The 25,775-nt window shown below is 66.7% G+C and carries 25 protein-coding genes; 12 read left to right on the forward strand and 13 right to left on the reverse strand.

Annotated features, from left to right (window positions below; all coding sequences use genetic code 11):
- Positions 1-390: 390 nt before the first annotated feature.
- From LN450_RS15740 to LN450_RS15750, 3 genes are read right to left on the reverse strand one after another with little or no spacing between them, the layout of a single operon-like run.
- Positions 391-882 (reverse strand): DUF3106 domain-containing protein, encoded by a 492-nt coding sequence (locus LN450_RS15740; RefSeq protein WP_011346513.1) that lies wholly within the window; start codon positions 880-882, stop codon positions 391-393.
- A gap of 5 nt (positions 883-887) precedes the next feature.
- Positions 888-1,238: a hypothetical protein gene (locus LN450_RS15745; protein WP_011346514.1), complete on the reverse strand. Its 351-nt coding sequence runs from the start codon at positions 1,236-1,238 to the stop codon at positions 888-890.
- Entirely contained in the window at positions 1,235-1,798 is a 564-nt protein-coding gene (locus LN450_RS15750) for an RNA polymerase sigma factor (RefSeq protein ID WP_039417440.1), read from the reverse strand. Before LN450_RS15750 ends, LN450_RS15745 begins: the two co-directional genes overlap by 4 nt.
- A gap of 123 nt (positions 1,799-1,921) precedes the next feature.
- Between LN450_RS15750 and LN450_RS15755 the strand changes: the two genes are divergently transcribed.
- Together LN450_RS15755 and LN450_RS15760 are read left to right on the forward strand one after the other, a co-directional pair.
- Entirely contained in the window at positions 1,922-2,227 is a 306-nt protein-coding gene (locus tag LN450_RS15755) for an NAD(P) transhydrogenase subunit alpha part 2 (protein ID WP_008578134.1), read from the forward strand.
- A complete protein-coding gene (locus tag LN450_RS15760) occupies positions 2,224-3,681 on the forward strand; it encodes an NAD(P)(+) transhydrogenase (Re/Si-specific) subunit beta (RefSeq protein WP_011346516.1) in 1,458 nt (485 codons plus the stop codon). The genes LN450_RS15755 and LN450_RS15760 overlap by 4 nt, the downstream gene beginning before the upstream one ends.
- Before the next feature lie 565 nt (positions 3,682-4,246).
- On the opposite strand, the gene LN450_RS15765 is transcribed toward LN450_RS15760, so the two are convergent.
- Positions 4,247-4,666 (reverse strand): hypothetical protein, encoded by a 420-nt coding sequence (locus tag LN450_RS15765; RefSeq protein WP_014089469.1) that lies wholly within the window; start codon positions 4,664-4,666, stop codon positions 4,247-4,249.
- Between the two features lie 186 nt (positions 4,667-4,852).
- Here LN450_RS15765 and sufT point away from each other — a divergent pair, with 186 nt between their 5' ends.
- The 5 genes from sufT (at position 4,853) to LN450_RS15790 (ending at position 12,306) form a co-directional block, all read left to right on the forward strand.
- Positions 4,853-5,407 (forward strand): putative Fe-S cluster assembly protein SufT, encoded by a 555-nt coding sequence (gene sufT, locus LN450_RS15770; RefSeq protein ID WP_003488784.1) that lies wholly within the window; start codon positions 4,853-4,855, stop codon positions 5,405-5,407.
- A 64-nt stretch (positions 5,408-5,471) separates the two neighbouring features.
- The gene (locus LN450_RS15775) at positions 5,472-6,557 is read left to right on the forward strand and encodes a branched-chain amino acid aminotransferase (RefSeq protein ID WP_011346519.1); all 1,086 of its coding nucleotides are present in this window, start codon (positions 5,472-5,474) and stop codon (positions 6,555-6,557) included.
- Positions 6,558-6,864: 307 nt separating this feature from the next.
- Positions 6,865-8,598 carry a S8 family peptidase gene (locus LN450_RS15780; protein WP_011346520.1) on the forward strand — a complete coding sequence of 578 codons (1,734 nt, stop codon included), beginning with the start codon at positions 6,865-6,867 and terminating at the stop codon, positions 8,596-8,598.
- 258 nt (positions 8,599-8,856) lie between these two features.
- On the forward strand, positions 8,857-10,266 hold the full coding sequence (locus tag LN450_RS15785; protein WP_011346521.1) for a S8 family peptidase: 1,410 nt from the start codon (positions 8,857-8,859) through the stop codon (positions 10,264-10,266).
- A 342-nt stretch (positions 10,267-10,608) separates the two neighbouring features.
- A complete protein-coding gene (locus LN450_RS15790; protein ID WP_011346522.1) occupies positions 10,609-12,306 on the forward strand; it encodes a S8 family peptidase in 1,698 nt (565 codons plus the stop codon).
- A 198-nt stretch (positions 12,307-12,504) separates the two neighbouring features.
- Here the strand turns inward: LN450_RS15790 and ybaK are convergent, their stop codons facing one another.
- A complete protein-coding gene (gene ybaK / locus LN450_RS15795) occupies positions 12,505-12,978 on the reverse strand; it encodes a Cys-tRNA(Pro) deacylase (RefSeq protein ID WP_008578143.1) in 474 nt (157 codons plus the stop codon).
- A 4-nt stretch (positions 12,979-12,982) separates the two neighbouring features.
- A complete protein-coding gene (locus tag LN450_RS15800) occupies positions 12,983-13,468 on the reverse strand; it encodes an asparaginase domain-containing protein (RefSeq protein ID WP_008578144.1) in 486 nt (161 codons plus the stop codon).
- A 508-nt stretch (positions 13,469-13,976) separates the two neighbouring features.
- On the opposite strand from LN450_RS15800, the gene LN450_RS15805 reads away from it, so the two are divergent.
- Positions 13,977-15,197, forward strand: coding sequence for a glycoside hydrolase family 30 beta sandwich domain-containing protein (locus LN450_RS15805; protein WP_011346524.1), 1,221 nt, complete (start codon positions 13,977-13,979; stop codon positions 15,195-15,197).
- A gap of 222 nt (positions 15,198-15,419) precedes the next feature.
- On the opposite strand, the gene LN450_RS15810 is transcribed toward LN450_RS15805, so the two are convergent.
- Both LN450_RS15810 and wrbA read right to left on the reverse strand, forming a co-directional pair.
- On the reverse strand, positions 15,420-15,764 hold the full coding sequence (locus LN450_RS15810; RefSeq protein WP_039417852.1) for a DUF2069 domain-containing protein: 345 nt from the start codon (positions 15,762-15,764) through the stop codon (positions 15,420-15,422).
- A complete protein-coding gene (wrbA, locus tag LN450_RS15815; RefSeq protein WP_011346526.1) occupies positions 15,761-16,357 on the reverse strand; it encodes an NAD(P)H:quinone oxidoreductase in 597 nt (198 codons plus the stop codon). The genes LN450_RS15810 and wrbA overlap by 4 nt, the downstream gene beginning before the upstream one ends.
- Before the next feature lie 111 nt (positions 16,358-16,468).
- Here wrbA and LN450_RS15820 point away from each other — a divergent pair, with 111 nt between their 5' ends.
- From LN450_RS15820 to LN450_RS15835, 4 genes are all read left to right on the forward strand, one after another.
- The gene (locus LN450_RS15820) at positions 16,469-17,746 is read left to right on the forward strand and encodes a YihY family inner membrane protein (RefSeq protein ID WP_008578148.1); all 1,278 of its coding nucleotides are present in this window, start codon (positions 16,469-16,471) and stop codon (positions 17,744-17,746) included.
- The gene (locus LN450_RS15825) at positions 17,743-18,354 is read left to right on the forward strand and encodes a TlpA family protein disulfide reductase (protein WP_011346527.1); all 612 of its coding nucleotides are present in this window, start codon (positions 17,743-17,745) and stop codon (positions 18,352-18,354) included. Before LN450_RS15820 ends, LN450_RS15825 begins: the two co-directional genes overlap by 4 nt.
- Positions 18,354-18,620, forward strand: a complete 267-nt coding sequence (locus LN450_RS15830) for an acylphosphatase (protein ID WP_008578150.1) — start codon at positions 18,354-18,356, stop codon at positions 18,618-18,620. Before LN450_RS15825 ends, LN450_RS15830 begins: the two co-directional genes overlap by 1 nt.
- An 85-nt stretch (positions 18,621-18,705) precedes the next feature.
- Positions 18,706-19,935 (forward strand): hypothetical protein, encoded by a 1,230-nt coding sequence (locus tag LN450_RS15835; RefSeq protein ID WP_008578151.1) that lies wholly within the window; start codon positions 18,706-18,708, stop codon positions 19,933-19,935.
- Here LN450_RS15835 and ppk2 read toward each other — a convergent pair.
- The 5 genes from ppk2 to hemA form a co-directional block, all read right to left on the reverse strand.
- The gene (gene ppk2 / locus LN450_RS15840; RefSeq protein WP_008578152.1) at positions 19,917-20,699 is read right to left on the reverse strand and encodes a polyphosphate kinase 2; all 783 of its coding nucleotides are present in this window, start codon (positions 20,697-20,699) and stop codon (positions 19,917-19,919) included. The genes LN450_RS15835 and ppk2 overlap by 19 nt on opposite strands.
- 32 nt (positions 20,700-20,731) lie before the next feature.
- A complete protein-coding gene (gene moaB / locus LN450_RS15845; protein WP_011346528.1) occupies positions 20,732-21,250 on the reverse strand; it encodes a molybdenum cofactor biosynthesis protein B in 519 nt (172 codons plus the stop codon).
- Between the two features lie 402 nt (positions 21,251-21,652).
- A complete protein-coding gene (locus tag LN450_RS15850) occupies positions 21,653-23,359 on the reverse strand; it encodes an O-linked N-acetylglucosamine transferase, SPINDLY family protein (protein WP_011346529.1) in 1,707 nt (568 codons plus the stop codon).
- The gene (prfA, locus tag LN450_RS15855) at positions 23,356-24,441 is read right to left on the reverse strand and encodes a peptide chain release factor 1 (protein ID WP_011346530.1); all 1,086 of its coding nucleotides are present in this window, start codon (positions 24,439-24,441) and stop codon (positions 23,356-23,358) included. The genes LN450_RS15850 and prfA overlap by 4 nt, the downstream gene beginning before the upstream one ends.
- On the reverse strand, positions 24,419-25,717 hold the full coding sequence (gene hemA / locus LN450_RS15860; RefSeq protein ID WP_011346531.1) for a glutamyl-tRNA reductase: 1,299 nt from the start codon (positions 25,715-25,717) through the stop codon (positions 24,419-24,421). Before hemA ends, prfA begins: the two co-directional genes overlap by 23 nt.
- Positions 25,718-25,775: the final 58 nt, after the last annotated feature.

A 25,775-nucleotide genomic window follows, 5' to 3' on the forward strand; every position in this document is an offset into this window, starting at 1 on the left:
GTTCGGTGCGTGCAATGCGGCAAGGGCAGCACGATGCGCATCGCGAGCCGTCGTCGGTCCGGCGCTGAAGAGCGCTCTTTGGGGCAGGTTGAGGTTTGGCGCGGTCAGGGATTTCGTGGTTGTCCTTGCGACCAGCGACGCCACCGATGCCAGCACGGGTGCTGGCATGCATCTGGTTGCCGCGACGTCATGCAGCTGCGTGCGCTACACACACTTACGCGGCCGCGCGCGCGGGGTGCGCAGGGTGCGCGTCGCTGCAGCGACTGGCCCTGGCATGCTGCAAGATGCCAAGCGCGACGGCTGGATCATATCCACCGCCCATCGCAACCCTGCGCGGCGCCTGAGCAAACGCAATCCGCCGCCGCGTCCGCTGCGCAGTGCTGGGAAACGTCAGTCCTCGACCGGCGGATGCTCGCGCAACCAAGCACTGCGCTCGGCCGGGCTCATCTTCTGCCAGCGTTGCTGCAGTTCGTTGCGCTGCTGCGGGTTGAGCGTGCGCATGCGGTCGAACAAGGCCTTGGCCTCGCGGCGTTGCTCCGGACTCATGTTGCGGAAGCGGTCCATGCCGGCCTTGGCCTGCTTGCGCTGCTCGGGCGTCATGTCCAGCCAGCGGCGGGCGTGCCGGTACATCCTGGGACGTTCTTCGGGCACGTCGTTCCAGCGCTCGCGCAGCGCATCGATCATGACCTGGCGCTGCTGCTTGGTCAGTTGGTCCCACTCGGGCATGGGCGTCTCGTCACGCGGACCTTGGCCGCGTGGGCCAGGCGCGTCCATGGGCGGACCCGGGGGAGGAGGTCCGGGTGGGCCGTCCTGAGCCAGCGTGGAGGCGCATGGCCCGGTGCACAGCAACAGGGTCAACAGCAGGCGGGTGGTGTGGGTCATCGTGCTTATTCCATGGCCAGGGCGGTGTCGGAGCCGAGCCAGACATACAGGTCCGGGTTCTGGGCCAGCAGGTCGTCTGTCTCGGTGGTGGCGCTGGTGCTGGCAACCGGCGAGGTCGGCGCGGTGCCAGAGGAGACGCTTTGGCTCGGATGCAGCTGCAGGCCGATGCCGATCACCAGCAGGCCCGAGCACGCGGTGGCCAGCAACCAGTAGCCACGTCGGCTGCGCGTCGGGGCCGCGGCGTGGCGGGCCTGGCGCAGGCGCGCCAGGGTTTGCGGCGGCAGGCTGGTCAGCGCGGTGGCGTGCAGCTGGCGCAGCTGCGCATCCAGCCGGGCGGGGTCGTGGGAGCGGTTCACAGGAAATCCTCGAACTGTTTTTGCAACGCGTCGCGCGCGCGCGACAGGTGGGTTTTGACCGAGCCTTCGGAGCAGCCCATCGCCTTGGCAGTGGTGGCCACGTCCAGGTCTTCGAGCACGCGCAGAGTGAAGGCTTCGCGCTGGCGCGCCGGCAATGTGCGCAATGCATCGACCAGCCGTTGGTAGGCCTGTCGATGCTGTTGTTCGTCGACCGGTCCGGTGCCGGGGTCGGCCCAGTCGATCGGACCTTCGTCGTCGGCGCGCTCGGCCGGTGCCCAGAACTTCAGACGAAAGCTGCGTCGCCGCTGCAGGTCGATGATGCGGCTGCGCAGGATGCTCCAGAACAGCGGCGTCCATTCCTCGGCCGGCCGTTCGCGGTAGCCCAGCAGCTTCACCATGGCGTCCTGCACGGCGTCCAGCGCATCTTCGCGGTGCCGCAATCCGGCCTCGGCAAAACGGAAGGCACGCGGCCCGATGCCGGCCAAAAATGCATCCAGCGACACCGGTGCGGTGGCGGCCGGTGCGGTAGCTTGCGGATCGAAAGGAGTTCCCACCAGCACAGCGTAGCTTCCGCGGAGACGATACGACGTCAACGGGCGAGCGCGGATTCGGTTGACAGGCGCCCGCACGGGCGTGGCGTGGGTATGATCGGCGGGCCGCACCGGCCAGTGGAGCCAGAGACGATGAGCGACGGATTCGTAGCGCTGTACATCTTCATGCTGGCGGCCATCGCCGGCCATGTGATCATCTCGCGGGTGCCGGTGATCCTGCATACGCCGCTGATGTCCGGTTCCAACTTCATCCACGGCATCGTGTTGATCGGGGCGATGGTGGTGCTGGGGCATGCCGACACCACACTGGAAAAAGCGCTGGGATTTGTCGCAGTGGCGCTGGGCGCGGGCAACGCAGCGGGCGGTTATGTGGTGACCGAGCGAATGCTGGAGATGTTCAAGTCCAGCAAGAAGCCGCCGGGCGGGGATGCGCCATGAACGTGTCTATTGCCCAATTGCTGTCGTGGCTGGTGAAGTCGAGCTATCTGGTGGCAGCGACCTTGTTCCTGCTCGGTCTGCAGCGCATGGCCTCGCCATTGAGCGCGCGCAGCGGCATCCGCTGGGCCGGGCTGGGCATGTTGATCGCCACCGTGGCCACGTTCTTCCTGCCCGAGCTGCACAACATGCCGCTGATCCTGGCGGCATTGGCGATCGGCACCGGCGTGGCGTGGGGGTCGGCCAGGAAGGTCGCCATCACCGACATGCCGCAGATGGTGGCGCTGTACAACGGCATGGGCGGCGGCTCGGCGGCGGCGATCGGTGCAGTGGAGCTGCTGCGGTTTTCGTTCTTCGCCAATCGCGACACGGCGCACTGGAGCGCGCAGGCGATTGCGCAGCTGGCGGCGCGGCAGCCGGACACCACCACGGTGGTGCTGGCGGTGATCGGTTCGGCGATCGGGGCGGTGTCGCTGTCGGGGTCGGTCATCGCGTGGGCCAAGCTCGACGGCCGGCTGGACCGGCGGGTGACCTTCCCCGGTCAACAGGTGTTCAATCTGGTGGTGGCCGTGGCGGTGCTGGCCCTGGCCGTCTGGGCGGCGAGCAGTCTGCAGCCGTTGGCGATCATTGCGTTCTTCGTGGTGGCGTTGGCCTTGGGCGTGCTGATGACGCTACCGATCGGCGGTGCCGACATGCCGGTGGTGATTTCGCTCTACAACGCGTTTACCGGGCTGGCGGTGGCGTTCGAGGGCTATGTGCTCGGCAATGAGGCATTGATCATCGCCGGCATGATGGTCGGCGCCGCCGGCATCTTGCTGACGCGGTTGATGGCCAAGGCGATGAATCGGCCGATCGGCGGCGTGCTGTTTTCCAACTTCGGCGGTGGCGGGCAGGCGCAGGAAATCAGCGGTGTGCAGAAGCCGATCGAGGCCGGCGATGTGGCGGCGATGATGGCCTTTGCCGAGCGGGTGGTGATCGTGCCCGGCTATGGCATGGCAGTGGCGCAGGCACAGCACAAGATCTGGGAGCTGGCGCAGCGCTTGATGGCGCGCGGGGTCAAGGTGAAGTTTGCGATCCATCCGGTCGCCGGGCGCATGCCCGGGCACATGAACGTGCTGCTGGCCGAGGCCGGTGTGCCCTACGATCTGATCGCCGACATGGACGACATCAATCCGGAATTTGCCAGCACCGACGTGTCGCTGGTGATCGGTGCCAACGACGTGGTCAATCCGGTTGCCAAAACCGATCCGGCCAGCCCGATCTACGGCATGCCGATTCTGGACGTGGTCAATTCGCGCAACACGGTGGTGATCAAGCGCGGCAAGGGGACGGGCTTTGCAGGCATCGAGAATGCGCTGTTCTACGCCGACAACACGCGCATGTTGTACGGCGATGGAGCAGAAGCCGCTGGTGCGCTGGTGAGCGAATTGAAAGCGCTGGATGGCGGCGGGCATTGAGTGCTGGTGTGTCGTCAGGCGCGCTCGGATGCTTGAGGCAACGCACGGTCGGTCGTGTCCTGTTGCGTTACAGGGGACGCTTACACGCGCGGATCAACGCCAGGGTTAGTCGAAGGCGCGGCGCCCTCACCGCTCGCGGGACACGCCGTCAATCCGTGCCTGGAGGCTCGATGGCGGCATTCATGCCGCCAACGGTCCCGCAATCGGCAAGGGCACCGCGCCAGACAGTTTGCTGATTGCCTTGTTCAAGAACAAAGGCACCGGGGCAGTTTTGCTTGCTGCTCTTTTGAACGCTACGCACCCGACCAACGTGACTGGTCCTTGCCCGCCCACCGTCGCGGAACCCCCGGCGGCATGGATGCCGCCAAGGAGCTTACAAGGACGTACTTGCAGCGTGGCTCGCGATGGTGGGCGGGCACGGATCCTGCGGCAAACGCGCAGCGCTTTCCGATGTATCTCTGATGGGAGCGATGGCGCTTGACGAGCACCGGCGCTCGAATCTGTGCAGCTGACGCGTCAGCTTCAACGACGTGCGATGTTGGCTACTGAAACAATCGCGCCTGGCTCAACGCGCCGCCCACCACGCCACCAACAGTGCGGCGGCGTAGCACAGCAAGTCGAAGCCGTTGTTGGCCAGTTGCAGCAGCGTCCAGGCCAGGCCGGTGCCCATCTTCTGTGCCGAGGTCCACGGGTCCAGGCCCAGCGGTCCGCCCAGTTGCGCCGAGGCGATGCCCCAGTTGGCGCCCGCGATGATCAGCGCCGTCGCCACCATGGCCACGCCGATGCGCAGGCGGCCTGCATGCAGGGTGCCCAGGCGCAGCATCCAGACGATCTCCAGTGCTGCGACCACGGCCATCCAGCCGGCCTGGTTGCCCAGGGCCAGGGCGATGAGCAGCCAGGCGATGAGGGCGGTGACGCATCCCAGCAACAGGAGCGGGGGCCAGAGCCAGTGGGCCGTTCTGGCGGACGCGGTGGTGGGCGGCATTGGAGCTCCTGACAGTGCGCACATGATAGAGCGCGCGCCGGCCTTTGCGACGCACGCCACGCCACGACAGTGCGGCTGATGGAATGCAGCGTCGTTCCCGGCTGGCGCGGTGGCCGGCGGCGGTGGCGTCGTGGTCGGCTAGAATGGCCGACTTGCGCGCGACCTGCGCGGCCCCATATCCAGCCCATGTATTCCCGTAGCAGCGAACCCGTCCAGTTCGAACGCGATTGCGATGCCGTCATGGTGCCGCAGGGCGATTCGGTGACCCTGCCCGCAGGCAGTTACGGCTATATCACCCAGGCGCTGGGTGGCAGCTATACCGTCTTTGTCGAAGGCAATCTGTTCCGCATTGCCGGCAAGGACGGCGATGCGATCGGCAAGGAGCCGCCGCCGGGGCTGGAACTGCCCGCCAATGCCAGCGACGAAGAGGTGGAAGCGCTGGTGTGGCAGCAGCTGCGCACCTGTTTCGACCCGGAAATTCCCTTCAATATCGTCGATCTGGGCCTGGTCTACGAGGCGGTGGTCAGCCATCGCGAGGAAGACGACCAGCGCCGGGTCGACGTCAAGATGACCCTGACCGCGCCCGGTTGCGGGATGGGCGAAATCCTGGTCGACGATGTGCGCAGCAAGGTCGAGATGATCCCGACCATCGCCGAGGCCGACGTCGAGCTGGTGTTCGACCCGCCGTGGGGCCGGCATATGATGTCCGAAGCGGCCCGTCTCGAGACCGGCATGCTCTGATCGTCACGCGCCATGTCCACGATGTGGCGCTGCGTCCTTTCGCCCGCCATACAGGAATCTCCCGGTGTCCGTGTCCTTCGCTTCCACCCGTTCTCCGTCGCCGCGCAGCGCCGACGAATTGTCCGTGATCCTGGCCGCACCCGGTTTCGGGCTGCATTTCACCGACCACATGGTCGCCATCTCCTGGAACAACGAGCAGGGCTGGCACGACGCGCAAGTGCGCGCGTACGGCCCGCTGCAGCTGGATCCGGCAGCGTCGGTGCTGCATTACGGCCAGGAGATCTTCGAAGGCATCAAGGCCTACCGGCACGCCGACGGCTCGATCTGGACCTTCCGTCCGCAGGCCAACGGCGAGCGCCTGCAGCGGTCGGCGCGCCGTCTGGCGCTGCCGGAATTGCCGGTGGACCTGTTCGTCGAATCGTTGCGCCAGCTGGTCGCCGTGGACGGCAATTGGGTGCCGTCGGCGCCGGAGACCAGCCTGTATTTCCGCCCGTTCATGATTGCCGATGAGGCCTTCCTGGGCGTGCGTGCGGCGCACAAGGCGTCGTATTACGTGATCGCCAGCCCCGCCGGCCCGTATTTCGCCAAGGGCGTGGCACCGGTATCGATCTGGTTGTCCACCGAGTACGCACGTGCGGCCAAGGGCGGCACCGGTGCGGCCAAGTGCGGCGGCAACTACGCCGCCTCGCTGTTGCCGCAGCAGAAGGCCTATGCCCAGGCCTGCTCGCAGGTGTTGTTCCTGGACCCGGTGGAAGGCAAGTACATCGAAGAACTCGGTGGCATGAACGTGTTCCTGGTCTACAAGGACGGCACGTTGGTGACCCCGGAACTGTCCGGCAGCATCCTGGAAGGCATCACCCGCGACAGCATCCTGCAACTGGCCCGCGACCGTGGCATGCAGGTGATCGAGCGCAAGGTCGCCATCGACGAATGGAAGCAGGGCGTGGCCTCGGGCGAGATCACCGAGGTGTTTGCCTGCGGTACCGCGGCGGTGGTGACCCCCATCGGCGAGCTGAAGGGCGAGGGGTTCGCGGTGGGCGATCTGTCCGCGCCGGCGGGCGAGGTGACCATGTCGCTGCGCCAGGAACTGACCGATATCCAGTACGGCCGCGTGCCGGACCGCCACGGGTGGTTGGTGCGTTTGTCGTAAGCAGACATATTCGTCAAACAAGGGCCTCCGTGTGTCAGCACGGGGGCCTTTTTGTTTGCGTAACAGCAAAAAGACCCTTTTTCGCCTGGGAACCGGTCGAATTCAGCATGAGTCAAGTGTGATTGAAGTCACGCAATGACATTTTGATTTCGAAAATTACCAACTCCGTATTGTCCAGTTCGGTTTCTTTGGGATAGTTTCGCTGAACGGATCGATAACAGGGGCGGTCCGGGGCACTGGGCCAGTCGCCATCGCGACGGTTTCGGAACTACCGCTTCGGCGGTTCTCTTGACTGGAAGGGAATTCGATGTCTAACGCGTCGTTTCGTCCGCGCCACCGTGCGCTCTGCATCCTGGGTGCTTCGGCACTCACCTCGCTGTCGCTGGCAACGCCGGCATTTGCCGGCGATGTCTACCTGGGTGGCCTGGCCACCGCGCAGACCCACCAGAAGTTCATCGTGACCTACAAGGACGGCAGTAGCGCCCTGAGCAGCCCCAGTGTGTTGACCACCTCGTTGCGCACCGCTGCACGTGCGTTGCCGGCCAAGGCCGGCAAGCCGCTGGGCCTGAACAGCGTGCGTCGTCTGGCCGTGGGACCGGAGCTGATTCAGGCCGACCGCGCGCTGGATCGCGCCGAAGCCGAAACCCTGATGCGCCAGCTGGCCGCCGACCCCAACGTGCAAAGCGTGGAAGTGGACCAGATGCTGTACCCCACGCTGACCCCCAACGACAGCCGCCTGTCCGAGCAATGGGCCTTCGGCACCACCAACGCCGGGCTCAACATCCGCCCGGCCTGGGACAAGGCCACCGGTGCCAACGTCGTGGTTGCGGTGATCGACACCGGCATCGTCAGCCACCCCGACCTGGACGCCAACATCCTGCCCGGCTATGACTTCATCAGCGATGCCACCGCCGCGCGCGACGGCAATGGGCGCGACAACAATCCTGCCGACGAAGGCGACTGGAACTCGACCAGCGGGTGCGCCACGTCCAATTCCAGCTGGCACGGCACCCATGTCGCCGGCACGGTGGCGGCGGTGACCAACAACACCACCGGCTTGGCCGGTACCGCGTTCAACGCCAAGGTGGTGCCGGTCCGCGTGCTGGGCCGTTGCGGCGGTTCGCTGTCGGACATCGCCGATGCCATCATTTGGGCTTCCGGCGGCACCGTCAGCGGTGTGCCGGCCAATCCCAACGCGGCCGAAGTCATCAACATGTCGCTGGGCGGCGGTGGCACCTGTTCGTCCACGATGCAGAGCGCAATCAACGGCGCCGTCTCGCGCGGTACCACGGTGGTGGTGGCAGCCGGCAACAGTGCCGCCAACGTGTCCGGTTCGTTGCCGGCCAACTGCGCCAACGTGATCGCAGTGGCGGCCACGACCTCGGCCGGTGCCAAGGCCAGCTATTCCAACTACGGCAGCGGGATCGACGTCTCCGCGCCAGGGTCGGGGATCCTGTCCACGCTCAACAGCGGTACCACCACGCCGGGCAACGCCAGCTACGCTTCGTACAACGGCACCTCGATGGCGGCGCCGCATGTGGCCGGCGTTGTTGCCCTGGTGCAGTCGGTGGCGCCCACCACGTTGACGCCTGCCGCAGTGGAAACACTGCTGAAGAACACCGCACGCGCCTTGCCGGGCGCCTGTTCGGGCGGTTGCGGTGCGGGCATCGTCGATGCCGATGCGGCAGTGACGGCGGCCATCGCCGGCAGCAGTGGCGGTGGTGGTGGCGGAACCGGCAACACCTTGACCAACGGCACGCCGGTGACCGGCCTGGGTGCAGCCACGGGCGCGGAGTTGAACTACACCATCACGGTGCCGGCCGGCAGCGGCACGCTGACGGTGACCACCAGCGGCGGCAGCGGCGATGCAGACCTGTACGTGCGGGCCGGTAGCGCGCCCACCGACACCGTCTATGCCTGCCGTCCGTATCTCGATGGCAATGCCGAAACCTGCAACATCACTTCGCCGTCGGGAACCTATTACGTGCGGATCAAGGCTTACAGCACGTTCTCCGGCGTGACCCTGACCGCCAGCTACTGACGCTGGATCGCTGCACGCGTTCCCTGGCATGACCGCCAGGGAACGCGCCTTCCTCGCTTCAACCCCATCTGCGATACCTCGCCCAGGTCTGCCGTTTCGGCAGGCGCAGGCGACGTGTTGCCGCTTGGCCGGAATGGACACCGGCCAGTCGCCCCGACGGGCCTGGCGCCCGTGCAGTTCCGGCTCCGAACCGCAGCGTGCGGCAACGGGCCGGCCCTCTCGCCGCAGCTGCGGTACCTCTCCAATAAGGAACGATCGATGTCCAATGTGTCGCAACGTCGTGCGCCCACGCGCGCGCTGGTAGTCCTGGGTGTTTCCGCGCTGACCTCGCTGCTGGCCGTGCCGGCGTTTGCCGGTCAGGTCAATCTGTCCGGGTTGGACTCGCAGCCCACCCTGGACCGCTTCATCGTCAAATACAAAGACGGTTCCAGTGCGGCGGTCAGCCCGACCTCGATGCGCGCATCGCTCAATTCCGTTGCCGGTGCGATGCCGGCACGCGCCGGCCGTGCGCTGGGCCTGAACCACGTGCGCCGCACGGCGCTGGGTTCGGAAGTGCTCAAGACCGACCGTGGCCTGGACCGCGCCGACGCCGAAACCCTGATGCGCCGCATCGCCGCCGACCCTAGCGTGGACTACGTGGAAGTCGACCAGATCATGTACCCGGTGCTGACTCCGAACGACACGCGCCTGTCCGAACAGTGGGGCTTCGGTACCTCTTCCTCCAGCATCAACGTGCGCCCGGCCTGGGACACCGCCACCGGCACCGGCGTGGTGGTGGCCGTGATCGACACCGGCATCACCAGCCATCCGGACCTCAACGCCAACGTGCTGCCGGGTTACGACTTCATCAGCGATGCCACGCGTGCACGCGACAACAACGGGCGTGACAGCAATCCGGCCGACCAGGGCGACTGGACCACGGCCGGCCAGTGCGGCAGCGGTACGTCGGCCGCCAATTCCAGCTGGCACGGCACCCATGTGGCCGGCACCATCGCGGCGGTCACCAACAACAGCACCGGCGTGGCTGGTACCGCGTTCAACGCGCGCATCGTGCCGATTCGTGCGCTGGGCGCATGCGGCGGCGCGACCTCCGATATCGTCGATGCGATCGTGTGGGCCTCGGGTGGCACCGTGTCCGGCGTGCCGGCCAATGCCAACCCGGCCGAAGTGATCAACATGTCGCTGGGCGGCAGCGGCAGCTGCTCGAGCAGTTACCAGAACGCCATCAACAGCGCGGTGTCGCGCGGCACCACCGTGGTGGTGGCGGCCGGCAACAGCAATGCCAACGTGGCCAACTTCACCCCGGCCAGCTGCGCCAACGTGATTTCGGTGGCATCGATCACCTCGGCCGGCGCGCGTTCGAGCTTCTCCAACTACGGCACCGGCATCGATATCTCCGCGCCGGGTTCGGCGATCCTGTCGACCTTGAACAGCGGCACCACCACGCCGGGTTCGGCCAGCTACGCCAGCTACAACGGCACCTCGATGGCGGCCCCGCACGTGGCCGGCCTGGTGGCGCTGGTGCAGTCGGTCGCCAGCCGTCCGCTGACGCCTGCGGCGGTGGAAACGCTGCTGAAGAACACTGCACGTCCGCTGCCGGGCGCCTGCTCGGGCGGCTGCGGCGCGGGCATCGTCAACGCGGCCGGCGCGGTCAGCCAGACCCCGTAAACCTGCGCCGACGACCGCGATGCCGGCGCGATGCCGGCAATGCGTCGGGTCTTTTCCGACGCCGGTGTCGGTGCTTTGAAACCTGCACTGCCCCGCTCTACGCGGGGCAGTGTGCGTTCGGGAAGCGGTAATGGCCGCACCGCCGGCCAGGGCCGCCAGCGCTGGCTGAATGAAGCGCGTGCCAGCACGGCATGGCTGCCTTCAGTGCGCCCGGTAGCACGCCGATAGCCAGCCCACGTGAGGCATGCAACATCTGCATGCACGCGCAACGGGAACGGCGCAGCGCAGTGGCTTCAATGCGTTGCCAACCGGGTTGCAAGATCCTTGGGGAGGGATGAAGTCATGCCGTATCACTCAGTGGGCGCACTGCGCCGCGTTGCATTCGTCTGTGCGTTGTCATGCACGTTTCATGCCGCCGCTGGCGAGGTCAGTCTGCAAGGATTGAATTCCAGCAGCACCCATCAGCGCTTCATCGTCAGCTACAAGAACAGCGTCGGCAGCGGCCGGGCGACCGGGTTGTCTGCGCCATGGGGCGACATCGCGCGTGCCGTGCCGCAAGCGCGCGGGAAGGCGCTGGGCCTGTCGGCCACGCGCCGGCTCAGTGGCGGGCCGATGTTGCTGGTGGCCGACCGCAAGCTGGACCGCGTGGATTCGGAAAGCCTGATGCGGCGCCTGGCCGCCGACCCGGCGGTCAAACGCGTGGAAGTGGACATCCTGATGCGGCCACTGCTGGTTCCCAACGACCCCGGCGTGCCGCAGCAGTGGGCGATGGGCGCGACCGCCGCCAGCCTCAACATCCGTCCGGCCTGGGACCGTTCCACCGGCAAGGGCATCGTGGTGGCGGTGATCGACACCGGCATCACCAATCATCCGGACCTGGCAGCCAATGTGCTGCCCGGCTACGACTTCATCGTTGATCCGGCCACGGCGCGCGATGGCACGGCGCGCGATGCGAACGCGGCCGACCAGGGCGACTGGGCCGCGGCCAACGAATGCGGGCCCGGAGCGTCGGCGTCCAATTCCAGTTGGCATGGCACGCATGTGGCCGGCATCGTGGCGGCGGTGGGCAATAACGCGGTGGGCGTGGTCGGTACCGCGTTCAACGCCAGGATCCTGCCGTTGCGGGTGCTGGGCCGCTGCGGCGGCTACATGTCCGATATCGCCGATGCGATCGTGTGGGCGTCCGGCGGCAAGGTCTCCGGCGTGCCGACCAACCCCAATCCGGCCACGGTGATCAATCTGTCCTTGGGCGGTACGGGCACCTGCTCGGCGACGTTGAACAACGCCATCACCGCAGCGGTCACGCGCGGCAGCGCGGTGGTCGTGGCCGCCGGCAACAGCAATATGGACGTCTCCACCAGCGTGCCGGCCAATTGCGCCAACGTGATCGCCGTGGCGGCCACCACCTCGGCCGGCGCCAAGGCCGGCTTCTCCAACTTCGGCAAGGGCGTGGATATCGCCGCGCCCGGGCAATCCATCGTGTCCACGCTCAATACCGGCACCACGGCACCGGGCAATGCGGCATATGCGGTGTACAGCGGCACCTCGATGGCGGCGCCGCATGTGGCTGGCGTGGTGGCGTTGATGCAGTCGGTGGCCCTGAATCCGCTGCCGCCGGCAACGGTGAAGGCCCTGCTGAAAGCCAGCGCGCGGCCCATGCCGGTCGCCTGCACGCAGGGCTGCGGGGCCGGGCTGGTGAATGCCGATGGCGCGGTGGCGGCGGTGATCGAATCGACCACCTTGGCCAGGAATGTGGCACGCACCGGGCTGAGCGCAGCGCTTTCCGACTCGCTGTATTACCAGGTCAACGTGCCGGCCGGCGCACGTTCGCTCAAGGTCACGCTTGCCGGTGGCAGCGGCAATGCCGACCTTTCGGTACGGGCCGGTGCGTTACCGACCGACGCGGCGTACAGCTGCCGCAGCATGTTGCCGGGCAACGGCGACAGCTGCACGCTGGCCGCGCCGGCCGCGGGCGTCTATTACGTGCGCTTGAAGGCAACGCTGGGCTTTTCCGGCGTCAGTGTCAGCGCATCGTATTGAGTGGTGCCGGCGCGGCGTCGTTGCCGTGCCGAAACACGCGACATGGTGTTGTGGTGCGGCAGTGGTGCATGCGTGAAGTGCGAAGACACTGGCGGAAGATCGAGATACGCAGGCGGTCCGTCGAGAGGCATCGCGTGAGTTAAGTCCCAAACGCGTCACGCGCATGCCAACCGGCATGCGCGCATTGCGTCTACGCGTTCACTCGCACAGCGCGCAAGCGCGTGCGGCGAGTGCATGCACCAGCTGGGTGCCGGGCAATTCCAGCAGCAGCCCGCGCTGGCCGGCGTTGATCCATAGCGCCGGTGCGTCCAGCGCGGTGATTTCGACCAGCACCGGCGCCTGCCGTTGCTGGCCGAGCGGGCTGATACCGCCGACCTTGTAGCCGGTGCGCCGTTCGGCATCGGCCACGTCCATCATGCGTGCCGACTTGCCACCGTAGGCGCTGGCCAGTTTTTTCAACGACACCCGGCGGTCGCATGGAATCACCACGCACACCGCCTTGTCGTCAACCCATGCCATCAGTGTCTTCAACACGGCATGCGGCGGCAGGCCCAACGCATGTGCGGCCTGCAATCCCTTCGCATCGGCATCGGCCTGATAGTCGTAAGGATGCAGCACATAACCCACGCCGGCCGCGTCCAGTGCCTTGGTGGCGCGGGTGGCCTTGCTCATGCACTCAGACCGATTCGAAGCGGTTGGCGGCCACGTTCTTGCGCACTTTTTGCGGATTCCAGATGCGGCCGTTCATGGCGATATAAACACCCGACGGCAGCGATTGCACTGCGCCCACCGCGCAACCGATATTGAATTCGGCATCCGAGCCGCGAAAGCGCGCCGGATTCAAGGCGCCGGTCATCACGATGGTCTTGTCGGCGATCGTCTGCAGCACCTTGCCGGTTTCCACCATCGAATCGGTGCCGTGGGTGATCAACACGTGGCGGGTGGGCTGGGCGGCGATGGTGGCGCGGATCAGTTCGCGGTCGGCATCGGTGATGTGCAGCGAATCCTTGCGGATGATCGGGATCACCGAAAAACGAAACGTCACGCCCAGTTCTTTCAGAATCTGTCCGATCTGCGGGTCGCCGATCTGGTAGTCCGATTTGTCGTCGAAGTAGATCTTGTCGATCGTGCCACCGGTGGTGACGATCAGGAGGTCTTCCATTGCTGCGGATCCTGTAGGGCTAACGCGGCGCAGGCCGCGCGCGGGCCGCCATGATACCGCCCGGCCAGGGGGCTGGCAGTACGGTGCCATCGCGATAGACCAGCGGGGGCAAGACCGGCGCCTGGCTGCCGACTATGTGGCGGCGCTGCATCCGATTGAGATGGCCTGGCGCAGGCGCACGCCGACATGCCCAAGGGTGCCTGCATGTTCGAGGGCAGCGGGTGTCGTGCAGGCTGGCGTAGCCCTGCCCCTGGCGTGCTTGCGCCAAGTCAGCGTGCAACTGGAGTTGCCACTGAACGCGTTGCTTCAGCGTTGCCCGTGCCCAGCCTCCACATGCCGCAGCGCAAAACGCAGTGTGATCCACGCACCGCTCCGCTGCGCCGGGTGCGTGTGCTACGTCACGAACTCAATAAAGAGACATTACGGAAATTGACTTGACATTTGTGCGGTCGATAGTCGGCGAGCCGTCGGTACGCATGCCGTCGGCATTCCCTTCCCGGAGAGCCTCATGAACAAGTCCTTGTCGATGTTACGCGCACTTACCTGCGCGATGGCTGTGCTGCTGGCGGGTCATGCCGCTGCGCAGACGGTGACGATCACGCCCACGCAGACCTACCAGACGGTGCGCGGGTTCGGCGGCATGAATGGCGCCGGCTGGATCAACGACCTGACACCGGCGCAGGTGGATCTGGCTTATGGCAGCGGCACCGGGCAGATCGGGTTGTCGATCCTGCGCATGCGCATCGACCCCTCCAGCTCCGGCTGGGCCACCCAGGTGCCGACGGCAACGCGCGTGCATGCGCTGGGCGGGCTGGTGTTCGCAACCCCCTGGACCCCGCCGGCTTACATGAAGTCCAACAACAGCCTGACCAATGGCGGCAAGCTGCTGACGAACTATTACGGCGCCTACACCCAGCACCTGCTGGATTTCGCCAATTACATGTCGGGCAAGGGCGCGCCGCTGTATGCGATTTCCCTGCAAAACGAGCCGGATTGGCACCCGGATTACGAATCGGCCGACTGGAGCAGCAGCGACTTCGTCAACTATCTCGTGAGCCAAGGCAGCAGGTTCGGCAGCCTCAAGGTCATCGTCGGCGAATCGGTGGGGTTCAACTTCTCCATCACCGACCCGGTCCTCAACAACGCCACTGCCAGTCAGGCCACCTCCATCGTGGCCGGCCATCTGTATGGCGCAAAGCCGCGCGACTATGCCTTGGCGCGTAGCAAGGGCAAGCAGGTGTGGATGACCGAGCATTACACCGACAACACCGATGGCAACGCATGGCCGTCGGCACTGGGAGTGGCCAGCGAACTGCACGCCAGCATGGCGGCCAATTTCAACGCCTACATCTGGTGGTACATCCGGCGCAGCTACGGGCTCATCAGCGAAAACGGCGCGGTGAGCAAACGCGGCTATGCAATGTCGCAGTTCGCACGCTTCGTGCGGCCAGGGTCGGTGCGGGTGGGCGCCACCGAACACCCGTACAGCGATGTCTCGGTGACCGCCTACCGCACGCCGGACAACAAGTTGGTGGTGGTGGCGGTCAACACCGGCAGCGGCCATCAGCGGCTGGACCTGACGCTGCCCTCCGGCACTGCCACGCAGTTCGCCAAATACAGCACCTCGAGCACGCTCAATGTCGGGTTCGGCGGCAACTACAGCGTGGTCAACGGCAAGACCTCGCTGTATGTCGACCCGCAGAGCGTGGCCACGCTGGTCGGAAACTGACAGCGGCCGCCGAAACGCCGCACGTCCTCGTCAGGTGGCGTGGAAGGCGCGCTCGGGCCAGAGTGGAGGCTGTGCATGCCACCTGATCGCCGGCCGCGTTCGCCTGACGATGATCGAAGTTGGTGTCGTGGTTGCGTTGGGGTGGTCGCGGCTGACCACCTCGGCTGGCCGCATGCGCAGCTGCATCGCGCAGCTGCGCCTACGGTTTGATCGGCTCGCCGATCAACGCGGCGGGCGCTTCCTGCCAAAGCGCGCCGCCATGCCGGGGCCACCTACCAGGCCCACCACGGCCAGGGCGAGCAGTAGTTCCATCCACGCCATTCCACGTGCCTGCGGCTGGCTCCAGGCGGCCATGACGCCGTGGCTGAACCAGCCCAGCGCAAACACACCGGCCCAGAAGCGCGCACGCGCGCTGCGCACTGCCAGTACACCGGTCAGCGCGGCCGGCAGCACGAACACGATGAGCGCGGCCAGTGGGCGCGGGTCGTCGTGGAACCACACCGCAAACAACGCCGCCAGCGCCAGCAGCGCAGCGCTCAGCAGCCAGTGCATGGCGCGCACGCTCACGGGGTTGCCAGCCGCCGTGCGACATCGGCCACCCGGCGGCCCAGCGCACGCGCCAGCAGCGCTTCGTCCTCGCTCGGTTGCGGGTCGCCGCCAGCGCCGGAGACATGGCTGGCGCCATAGGGCGTGCCGCCACTGGTGGTATGGCTGAGCGCAGCTTCGGTAAACGGAATCCCCACGATCAGGCAACCGTGATGCAGCAGCGGCAGGTACATCGACAGCAAGGTGGATTCCTGTCCGCCATGCATCGACGCGGTAGAGGTGAACACGCCAGCCGGTTTGCCGGCCAGGGTGCCACTGGCCCATTCGGCGCCCAGGCTGTCGAGGAAATGCTTCATCGGTGCGGCCATGTTGCCGAAGCGGGTGGGGCTGCCCAGCAGCAGGCCGCTGCAGTCGGCCAGATCGGCGCGGTCTACATAGGGCGCGCCCTCGTCCGGGACCGGCGGGGCGCTGGTCTGGGTGACCGCAGCCACCGGTGGGACGGTGCGCAGTCGCGCGCTCATGCCAGGCACTTCGCCGATGCCGCGTGCGATCTGCCGCGCCAGCCGCGCCACCGAACCGCCCCGGCTGTAATACAGCACCAGAATCTCCGCCATCGTGTCGTTGCCGCCTGTGTGAGTTGCCGCAGTATCGGCCAAGCCAGCCTGTTGCTGCACGCCGCAGCTGCGGCAAGGCCGCGATGACGGCGCATCGGGTACCCTTGCGCGATGTCGCGCGTGAACAAACTCCACCAATGGAAAGAACGTCTGCGCGACCGTGCGCGGACGGTGAGTTTCGGGCGCTTTCTGTGGCGCCGCTTCCTGGACGACCGGCTGTTCCAGGCCGCCGCCTCGCTGGCCTACACCACCGTGTTCGCGCTGGTGCCATTGGCGATCGTGGTATTCGGCGTGCTGTCGGCGTTTCCGGCCTTCAACGAGTGGAAGGACGCGCTGACCGACTTCATCTTCAACAATTTCGTGCCGGGCGCGGCGCGCTCGGTACAGAACTATCTCAATCGCTCGCTGGAAGACCTGGGCAAGTTCACCGTGGCCGGCATGGTCGCGCTGGTGGCCTCGTTGCTGATCACCCTGCACAGCATCGAACAGACCTTCAACAGCATCTGGCGGGTTGCCGCCGCCCGTCCCAAGGTGACGCGCTTCCTGATCTACTGGACGGTGCTGACGCTGGGCACGATGCTGGCTGCCGCCTCCATGGCGATGGCGGCCTACGTGTTCGCGCTGCCGCTGTTCCGCACCACCGAAGGCCAGTGGCTGGCCGAATTCGCCTGGCGGCTGGCGCCGATGGCGGTGGAGTTCGTGTGCATCGTGCTGATCTACCGGGTGGTGCCGCAGCACGTGGTGCGGCTGCGGCATGCGCTGCCGGGCGCGCTGCTGGCGGTGATCCTGATGGAAATCGTCAAATGGGGGTTTGGCTTTTACCTGGGTAATTTCCAGACCTACCAACGCATCTACGGCGCGCTGTCGGCACTGCCGATCCTGCTGTTGTGGATCTACCTGAGCTGGGTGTCCGTGTTGCTGGGCGCCTCGCTGGCCTCCTCGATGTCCGCCTTCCGCTACCAGCCCGAGGCCATGCGCCTGCCGCCGGGCTTTGAGATCTACGGCCTGCTGCGTCTGCTCGGCCGGTTCCGCCAGGCGCGCGTCCACGGCGATGGCCTGGACGAAGACCGCATCCTGGCGCTGGAGCCGATGCTCACCGACACGCTGATGCAGGAACTGCTGTGCGAGCTCAAACGCATCCGCCTGCTGCGTCGCGACGAGCGTGGGCAGTGGCTGCTGGCACGCGATCTTGACGTGGTGCCGCTGGCCGAACTCTACGAAAACTGCCAGCTGCGCGTGCCGATCGAAGACCGCCCGTTGCCGTGCCGCGACGATGCCTACGGCCAGGCCGCCGCCGCCGCGCTGGAACAGCTGCGCCAACCCTTGCGCAGCGTGCTGGCGCAGCCGGTCGGCGACCTCTACACCCACCTTCCCGGAGATCCTCCATGACCGTGCGTCTTGTCCGCAGCGCCTGTGCGCTGCTGTTGCCACTGCTGTTGCTGAGCGCCTGCAAGCCGGCCAGCGAGGCCACTCCCGCTGCCGGCAACGGCGCTGCGCCTGCCGCCACGCCCCAGGCGCCAGCCGCGCCAGCCACCCCGGCCGACCCGGCTGCACCGCCCAACAGCTCGGTGGTGCAGCAGACCGCCCAGATGCCCAGGCTCTCGCTGCCGACCGTGACCGGCGAGACCTACGACCTGGCCGCGCACCGCGGCAAATGGGTGGTGGTGAATTTCTGGGCCACCTGGTGTGCGCCGTGCCTGAAGGAAATGCCCGAACTGTCGGCGCTGCACACCATGCGCGACACCGTCGAGGTGGTGGGTCTGGCCTACGAAGACATCACCAGCGCCGACATGCAGGCGTTCTTGAAGGACCACCCGGTGTCGTACCCGATCGCCATCCTCGACCCGTACCAGCCGCCACAGGACTTCGCCACCCCGCGCGGCCTGCCGATGACCTACCTGATCGGCCCGGACGGCAAGGTCGCCAAGCAATTCCTTGGCCCGGTGACCGCACGCGATATCGAGGCCGCCGTCGGCATCACCGGCAAGGCGGGTTGATGCAGGCGGCGCGTTTCGTGGTGAGCGGGGTGGTGCAGGGCGTGTGGTACCGCGCGTCCACCCGCCAGCGCGCAGTCGCACTCGGCCTGGTCGGGCATGCCCGCAACCAGGCCGACGGCAGCGTGGAAGTGGTCGCCGCCGGTAGCGCGGCGGCGCTGGACGCCTTGGAAGCATGGCTATGGCAGGGCCCGCCGGCCGCCACGGTCGCGGCGGTCACGCGCACTGCCTGCGCGGTTCCGCCGACTGAAGACTTTGTAACTGGGTGAGCGTGCGCCACTGAAGCGGGGCAACAGAGTTGGGTTGCCTCGCCGATAACCTTGTCAACGCGATCAGGCGTGCACGGGGAATGTAATGGCCGCTCCATCTCAAGACCGCAACGACGGGCACGACCTGCCCGCGCATCGCCGCCACCGCCAGATGGCGCAGCTGGCGCCGTGGTTGTATCTCGGTGTCCTGCTGGGCAGCGGCTGGTTGTTGTTCCTGCACCCGCAAACCCGCGTGCTAGCAACCGGACAGGCGGCAACCAGCTGGCTGCTGGCCTGGATCTTTGGCGGCATCGTGATCGGCGCAGTGGTGTGGAGCCTGCGTCTGGCACGCCAGGGGTTGGGTCAGCCCTCGGCAAGCTTCCCGCTGTCGGCGCGCTTGCCCGATTCGTGGGCCGATGCCTACGCCGCACTCCTGCGCCCGGCCACGGCAGCTCCGATGGCCGCGGCCCGGCCGGACCCGGCCGGCGCCCAGCGTGGCGCAGCCTGGCATCGCTTCGGCGGCGGCATGCTCAGCGCGGAAACCTTCGACCCGAACGACGCCACCCGTGCGCCGTGGGACGGACTGGATGCGCAGTCCTGCATCCTGCGTCTGGACGATGTGCGTCAGGCCTGGCATAACGCTGCCGCCAACCGCACGCTGCAGCAGGAGCGCCGTTACTGGCTGGATGTGGTGTTGTCGCTGCTCGACCACGGCGTGATGCGCCCGCTGCAGGACGGCTACCTTCCCGACACCGCCGCGCTGCGTACCGAACGTTTCCTGCTGGGCGCCGATGCCGGCCCGATCGTGCTGTCCGAGGTGCCGGCGTTGTTTGCGCGGCGCCTGGCACTGGCCATCGAGGCCATGCCGACCGCCCAGCGCGAGGCCGCCGGCGTGCAATGGCGCCTGCTGCAGCAATTGCATGCGCTGGTCGCCGAAGGTCGCATGCTGGACGAACGTTCGCAGGTGATCCAGGTGCTGGCATGGAATCCGGATGTGGACCTGGACCAGGTCGAAGTGGCCTACATCCTGGCCGCCGAATACCGCGAAGGCATGCGCGACTGGCTACGCCGCGCCGCGCTGGTGCGCCTGCCCGACAGCGCGCTGCGCCTGGACGAAGTGCTGCTGTCGTCCTGCAGCCCGCTCGGTGCGCAGGCCGACGATGTGGACTACATGGAAGCGATGCGCCCGCTGCATCGCGGTTTCATGCAATTGTTCAGTCAGCGCCTGAGCCAGCTGGTGCTGCAGGCCGAACAGGCCGAACGTCAGGCCGGCCTGCACCCGCTACCGCGTGCCACCGCGGCCAGCGACGAAATCTCTCAGGACTGGGCGGCGTAATCGTCGATCGGCTCCAGCACGCCATAGCGTTCCTTGTGCAGCTTGCCGGGCAATGGCGGCAGCTGCACCAGCTCGTCGGGCACTGCGGTGTCCGGTAGCCGGTCCAGCAGATCGCGGATCAGGCTCAGGCGGCCACGCTTCTGGTCGTTGAAATCCACCAGCGTCCACGGTGCATCGGGCGTATGCGTCGCCTCCAGCATGCGTTCGCGCGCGGCGGTGTAGTCGTCGTACTTGGTGCGTGACTGCAGGTCCACCGGCGAGAGCTTCCAGCCCTTGAGTGGGTCTTCGCGGCGTTCGGCAAAGCGCTTTTCCTGCTCGGCCTGGTCCACGCACAACCAGTACTTGAACAGCAGGATGCCGTCGTCGACCAGCATCTGTTCGAAACGTGGCGCCTGCTCCAGGAACAGGTCGTATTGCGCGTCGGTGCAATAGCCCATCACCTTCTCGACGCCGGCGCGGTTGTACCAGCTGCGGTCCATCAGCACCAGTTCGCCGCCCGCCGGCAGGTGCGTCACATAGCGCTGGAAATACCACTGCGTGCTTTCGCGGTCGTTGGGCTTGGGCAGCGCCACCACGCGACACTGGCGTGGGTTGAGATGGCTGGCGATGGTCTGGATCACGCCGCCCTTGCCGGCGGTGTCGCGGCCTTCCACCAGCACCAGGGCGCGCTGGTTGGTGTGGCGCAACCAGCGCGCCATGTCCACCAGCTCCAGCTGCATCGGCGCCAGCAACTTTTTATAGGCCTTGCGTTTCAGGTGCGACATGCGCGTTCCAGCAACAGTGGAGAGCGCGCAGGCTATTGCCCCAGGCGTGGACGCAATGTCGCCAGATTGCAGGGCCTGGTGCGCGCATCCAGCTGCGCACGCACGATCTTCTCCCAGGCCGTGCGGCAGGCCGAGGTGGAGCCGGGCAGGCAGAACACGAAGCTGTGATTGGCCAGCCCGGCAAAGGCGCGCGACTGCAGCGAGGAGGTACCGATTTCTTCCACGCTGATCGCGCGGAACATCTCGCCGAAGCCAGGCATGACCTTGTCCAGCAACGGGGTGATCGCTTCCGGGGTGCTGTCGCGACCGGTGAAGCCGGTGCCGCCGGTGATCAGGATGCCGTCGACCTGCGCATCGGCAATCCAGCGCGACACGATCGCACGCATGCGGTAACGGTCGTCCGGGCACAGTGCACGTTCGTGCAGCACATGGCCTTCGTGGGTGAGGGCATCGGCCAGGTAATCGCCGGAGCGATCGTCGGCCAGCGTGCGGCTGTCGGACACCGTCAGCACGCACAGGCGCAAGGGAATGAAGTCGAGAGTGGAAGGCATGCCACAAGCCTAGCGAGCCGGGACGACCGGGTACAGCACCACGGCGTGAAGCCGCACAACGCAGCTGCTGGCGTCGGTCAGGGCGACAGCGCGGCCGCGGATCGGCTCCTCGGCCCGGCACACATCCTGTCTGGCTCGCCGTCGCGGCACATCCGTGTGCCGCTTTCCGCCAATCCCCGGTCACGCTGCCGACTCGGCGCGTGGCTTCCATGGCCTGAAAAGGTCTCGACGAAACTTGATGGCCCTTTCAATCCTCTCCGGCCCGGGGTGGGGAAGGACGGCTGCGCGCCCTGGGTGCACGTGCCCCGGAGCGCCCGCGCTGCAAGCGCCGGCCACGGCGGGGCGCGGAGGTTGGGGGCAGGGTGCGGCGGCAGACAGCGATCCATCACGTAGCGGCCGTTGTTAAACCCCTAACCAGCCATGCTTTCCCGCGACCCCACGCACCAATTCTCCAAACGCATCCGCAAACCCGTCCATATTGAACAGGTCCGATTCGCGCCGACGCTCCGCCACCCGAGCACGCAACGCACCCAGTGCCGCTGGATCGCTCGCCAACGCCACCGCCGTGGCCACGAACGCAGCGTCATCGGCCACATTCATTTCATCCAGCCCCAGATGATGATTCAGGCTGCCGGCCACACGCGCGGCAAACGTCTGGCCAGGTGTGGTCAAGACCGGGCAACCTGCCCATAACGCATCGGAGGCGGTGGTGTGCGCGTTGTAGGGGTGCGTATCCAGAAACAGATCCGCATGTCGATAGCGCGCCAGATACTGCGGGTGCGGCAGTTTGGGCATGAAGACCAAACGCTGCGCGTGCACGCCCAGTGCCTGCGCTGCTGCACGCAATCGCGCATCCGCCTCACCCGGGCCGGACAGCAGCCACAGCACGCTGCCAGGCACCGCGCGCAACACCGCCAGCATGCGCGCCATGCTGCGTGGATTGAGCTTGTAACTGTTGTTGAAGCAGCACAGCACCACAGCGTGCTCAGGCAGCCCGCACTGAGCACGCGATGGCGGTTCGGCTACCGTGCGCGAGGTGTCCGATGGCTGGAAGGCGCGCGGCAAGCGCAGCACCTGCTCGCTATAGAACGGCTCAAGCGACGTCGGCAATGCAACGGTATCGCCAAGCACATAATCCATCCACGGCGCGCCCGAGGTGCCCGGATACGCCAGCCAGTTGAGCTGCACCGGCGCCGGCCGCAATGCGAAGACTTCCGGCCGTCCGCCACCGCCCCAGCCGCGCAGATCGAACAACAGATCGATGCCCTGGTCGCGGATATGTTGCGCGGTTGCCAGATGCCCCAGCGCAGTGATCTCGTGCATGCGCGTTGCCTGCGCCAGGCGCGCGCGAATGTCGCTGCCATCGTCCGGGCTGGTTGCAAACAGCTGCATGTGCAGATCCGGTTGGCGTTGCTGCAACGCTTCGAACAAGGCCACCGTCAGTAAGCCCGTCGGGTGGGCGCCAAAGCCGTTGGACACGAACCCGAGTTGCAGCGCGCCGCGGCTGCGCAGCGTGGACGCTGGCAGCGGGCGCACCGAGGAGGCAATGGCCTGCGCGCGGGTACGGGCGCACGCCAGTTGCTCCGCGGCGCTGGCGTCCTCGCTCAGGAACGCGAAAGGCTCCACGGCCGCCTCGCCTTGTGTGACTGCGGCGCGCACCTGTGCAGCCAGTGAGTCCAGCTCGCGCCAATCGCATAAGCGGCGTCGCCAGTTGAGCAGTTGTGCGGTGATGTAGGGCTCGCCGGACAGCAGCTTGTGGGCGCGCGTATAGGCGGCCGCGGCCTGTTCCGGTTGGCCTGCATCTTCGAGCGCGTGCCCAAGCCACAGGGCGATCCCCGGATGCTGCGGTACCAGGTCCGAGGCCTGTTGGAGCAGCGTGGCCGCTTCTGCATGGCGCTGCTGCGCCCAGCGCACCCGTCCCAGCCGCGCCACCGCTTCCGGATGACCCGGATGCAGCGCCAGCGCGCGCTGCACGGCCGCTTCGCCGGCAGCGGTGACGCCCATGCCCAGCTCGGCATCGGCCAGCATCAACCAGGCGACGAAATCGCCGGGCTGGCGTCGCACTTGCTCGCGCAGCTGCAGCAGCTCGCGCGGGACTTGCGCACTCACGGGCTATCGCTCAACCGTGCCAGTTCGTCGGCTTGATGTTCGTGCAGCAGCCGCCCGATCAACGCATCCAGATCGCCTTCGATGATGTTGGGCAGGTCGTACAAGGTCAGCCCTTCGACGCGATGGTCGGTGATGCGACCCTGCGGAAAACTGTAGGTGCGGATGCGCTGGCTACGGTCGCCGCTGCCCACCTGCAACTTGCGCGTCTGCGCTTCGGCCGCTGCCGCCTTGCTGCGTTCGGCGTCCAGCAGCTGCGCCTTCAACCGCTTCATCGCCTTGTCGCGATTGGCATGCTGGCTGCGCTCGGTCTGGCATTCCACCACCACCCCGCTGGGCACGTGGGTGATGCGGATTGCCGATTCGGTCTTGTTGACGTGCTGGCCGCCCGCACCGGACGAGCGGAACGTGTCCACCTTCAGATCGGCCGGATTGATCGTGATCTCTTCCACGTCGTCGGCTTCGGGAATGATCGCCACCGTGGCAGCCGAGGTGTGGATACGGCCCTGCGATTCGGTTGCCGGCACGCGTTGCACGCGATGGGTGCCGGATTCGAATTTCAGGCGCGAATACGCACCGCGCCCGACCACCCGCGCCACCACTTCCTTGTAGCCGCCATGCTCGCCGGGGCTGTCGGATTCGATTTCCACCTTCCAGCCCTGGCGCTCGGCGTAGCGTGCGTACATGCGGAACAGGTCGCCGGCAAAGATCGCCGCTTCGTCACCGCCAGTGCCGGCGCGCACTTCCAGAAACAGGTTGCCGTCGTCGCGCGGATCACGCGGTACCAGCAGCGATGCAAGTTGTGCATCGAGTTGTTCCAGGCGCGCCTGTGCAGCGGCGATTTCCTCTTCGGCCAGTTCGCGCATCTCCGGGTCGTTGCGCAGCGCTTCGGCCGTGGCCAGGTCGGCCTTGGCACGCGCCTCCTCTTCCAGCGCCATCGCCACCGGCTCCAGTTGCGACAGTTCGCGCGAGAGCGTACGGAACGTGTCGTTGTTGCCCACCACATCGGGGTCGGAGAGCAGGTGCTGCAGTTCTTCGCGGCGCTCGGCCAGCGCTTCGAGCTTACGGCGCAGGGTCGGCGTCATCGGTCCTCACGATCGGGGTAGCTATGGGGGGGTGTTGGTAACCCGGCTTTTCCGGAAACAGCCGGTCGGCCGCAGTGGTCAATTCCAGGTCGTTGTTGAGCGCCGCATTGCGCAATGCGGCCGTGGGCGGATGCAACAAACGGTTGGTCAGCGCATGCGCCAACTGTTCCAGCACTTCGTCGGCCGGCTTGCCGTTGTGCAACTGCTGGCGTGCCTTGGCCAGCAGCTCGTCGCGGGTGCTATCGCCAAAGGCGCGCAGCCGTTTGAGGGGTGCCTGGCGCGCAGTGGCCTGCAGCGTTTCGACATAGCGCGCCACTTGCAGGTCGATGATGGCTTCGGCCTGGTCGGCCGCTTCGCGGCGGCCACGGCGATTGTCTTCGACCGCGCGTTCCAGATCGTCCACCGTGTACAGGTAGGCGTCGCCCAACTCGCCTACCGAGGCCTCGATATCGCGCGGCACGGCCAGGTCGAACAGCAGCATCGGCTTGCGCTTGCGCGTGCGCAACGCCTGTTCCACCTGTGCGCGGGTCACCAGCGGCTCACGCGCAGCGGTGGCCGAAAACACCACATCCGCCTCGGCCAGGTGGCGTTCCAGATCGGTCAGCGGCAAGGCGAAGCCGCCGTGCTGGCTGGCCAGTGTCTGGGCATGGGCCAGGGTGCGGTTGGCGATCAGCAGGCGGCGCACGCGGCCTTCGCTCAGATGCTTGGCCGCCAGTTCGATGGTTTCGCCGGCACCGATCAGCAACACCGTCGACTCGTTGAGCCGGGCAAAGGAGTCCTGTGCCAGCCGCACCGCCGTGGATGCGACCGAAACCGGATTTGCGCCGACACGGGTGTCGGTACGCGCGCGCTTGGCCACCGAAAAGGTCTGTTGGAACAGCCGGTCCAACCCGCTGCCCAGCGCGCCGTGCGCCCGCGCCACCGCCCAGGCGTCCTTCACCTGGCCCAGAATCTGCGGTTCCCCCAGCACCATCGAATCCAGCCCGGTGGCGACGCGGAACAGGTGGCGCACCGCCTCGGCTTCCCGGTGCTGGTACAGATGACCGCTCAGCCCGGGCGCGTGCGTTTCCAGCCAGTTGACCAGGCTGTGCGCCTCGTCGGCCATCGCATACAACTCGGTACGGTTGCAGGTGGACAACAGCGCGGCCTCGCTTACCTGGGGCAGCGCACGCAGCGATTCGAGCGCGCGCGGCAGCGCATCACCTGCGAACGCCGCGCGTTCGCGCAGGTCCACAGGTGCGGTCTGGTGATTCAGTCCGAGCACCCACAACGTCATTGTTCAGTTGCTTGCGATAAGCTGGCGGCCATTCAGGGCCCCATTTTACGGCCCGGTT

Origin of the sequence: Xanthomonas euvesicatoria pv. euvesicatoria (genome assembly GCF_020880415.1) — a bacterium.
GTDB classification, from domain to species: domain Bacteria; phylum Pseudomonadota; class Gammaproteobacteria; order Xanthomonadales; family Xanthomonadaceae; genus Xanthomonas; species Xanthomonas euvesicatoria.

What these genes read in the sequence shown, in the direction of transcription:
- LN450_RS15740 (WP_011346513.1), bottom strand. Translation starts at nt 882, where the DNA reads ATGACCCACACCACCCGCCTGCTGTTGACCCTGTTGCTGTGCACCGGG.
- ppk2 (WP_008578152.1), bottom strand. Translation starts at nt 20,699, where the DNA reads ATGTCGCACCTGAAACGCAAGGCCTATAAAAAGTTGCTGGCGCCGATG.
- hemA (WP_011346531.1), bottom strand. Translation starts at nt 25,717, where the DNA reads ATGACGTTGTGGGTGCTCGGACTGAATCACCAGACCGCACCTGTGGAC.
- ybaK (WP_008578143.1), bottom strand. Translation starts at nt 12,978, where the DNA reads ATGAGCAAGGCCACCCGCGCCACCAAGGCACTGGACGCGGCCGGCGTG.
- moaB (WP_011346528.1), bottom strand. Translation starts at nt 21,250, where the DNA reads ATGCCTTCCACTCTCGACTTCATTCCCTTGCGCCTGTGCGTGCTGACG.
- LN450_RS15785 (WP_011346521.1), top strand. Translation starts at nt 8,857, where the DNA reads ATGTCCAATGTGTCGCAACGTCGTGCGCCCACGCGCGCGCTGGTAGTC.
- LN450_RS15755 (WP_008578134.1), top strand. Translation starts at nt 1,922, where the DNA reads ATGAGCGACGGATTCGTAGCGCTGTACATCTTCATGCTGGCGGCCATC.
- sufT (WP_003488784.1), top strand. Translation starts at nt 4,853, where the DNA reads ATGTATTCCCGTAGCAGCGAACCCGTCCAGTTCGAACGCGATTGCGAT.
- LN450_RS15805 (WP_011346524.1), top strand. Translation starts at nt 13,977, where the DNA reads ATGAACAAGTCCTTGTCGATGTTACGCGCACTTACCTGCGCGATGGCT.
- LN450_RS15780 (WP_011346520.1), top strand. Translation starts at nt 6,865, where the DNA reads ATGTCTAACGCGTCGTTTCGTCCGCGCCACCGTGCGCTCTGCATCCTG.
- LN450_RS15760 (WP_011346516.1), top strand. Translation starts at nt 2,224, where the DNA reads ATGAACGTGTCTATTGCCCAATTGCTGTCGTGGCTGGTGAAGTCGAGC.
- LN450_RS15820 (WP_008578148.1), top strand. Translation starts at nt 16,469, where the DNA reads ATGTCGCGCGTGAACAAACTCCACCAATGGAAAGAACGTCTGCGCGAC.
- LN450_RS15800 (WP_008578144.1), bottom strand. Translation starts at nt 13,468, where the DNA reads ATGGAAGACCTCCTGATCGTCACCACCGGTGGCACGATCGACAAGATC.
- LN450_RS15830 (WP_008578150.1), top strand. Translation starts at nt 18,354, where the DNA reads ATGCAGGCGGCGCGTTTCGTGGTGAGCGGGGTGGTGCAGGGCGTGTGG.
- LN450_RS15790 (WP_011346522.1), top strand. Translation starts at nt 10,609, where the DNA reads ATGCCGTATCACTCAGTGGGCGCACTGCGCCGCGTTGCATTCGTCTGT.
- prfA (WP_011346530.1), bottom strand. Translation starts at nt 24,441, where the DNA reads ATGACGCCGACCCTGCGCCGTAAGCTCGAAGCGCTGGCCGAGCGCCGC.
- wrbA (WP_011346526.1), bottom strand. Translation starts at nt 16,357, where the DNA reads ATGGCGGAGATTCTGGTGCTGTATTACAGCCGGGGCGGTTCGGTGGCG.
- LN450_RS15835 (WP_008578151.1), top strand. Translation starts at nt 18,706, where the DNA reads ATGGCCGCTCCATCTCAAGACCGCAACGACGGGCACGACCTGCCCGCG.
- LN450_RS15825 (WP_011346527.1), top strand. Translation starts at nt 17,743, where the DNA reads ATGACCGTGCGTCTTGTCCGCAGCGCCTGTGCGCTGCTGTTGCCACTG.
- LN450_RS15765 (WP_014089469.1), bottom strand. Translation starts at nt 4,666, where the DNA reads ATGCCGCCCACCACCGCGTCCGCCAGAACGGCCCACTGGCTCTGGCCC.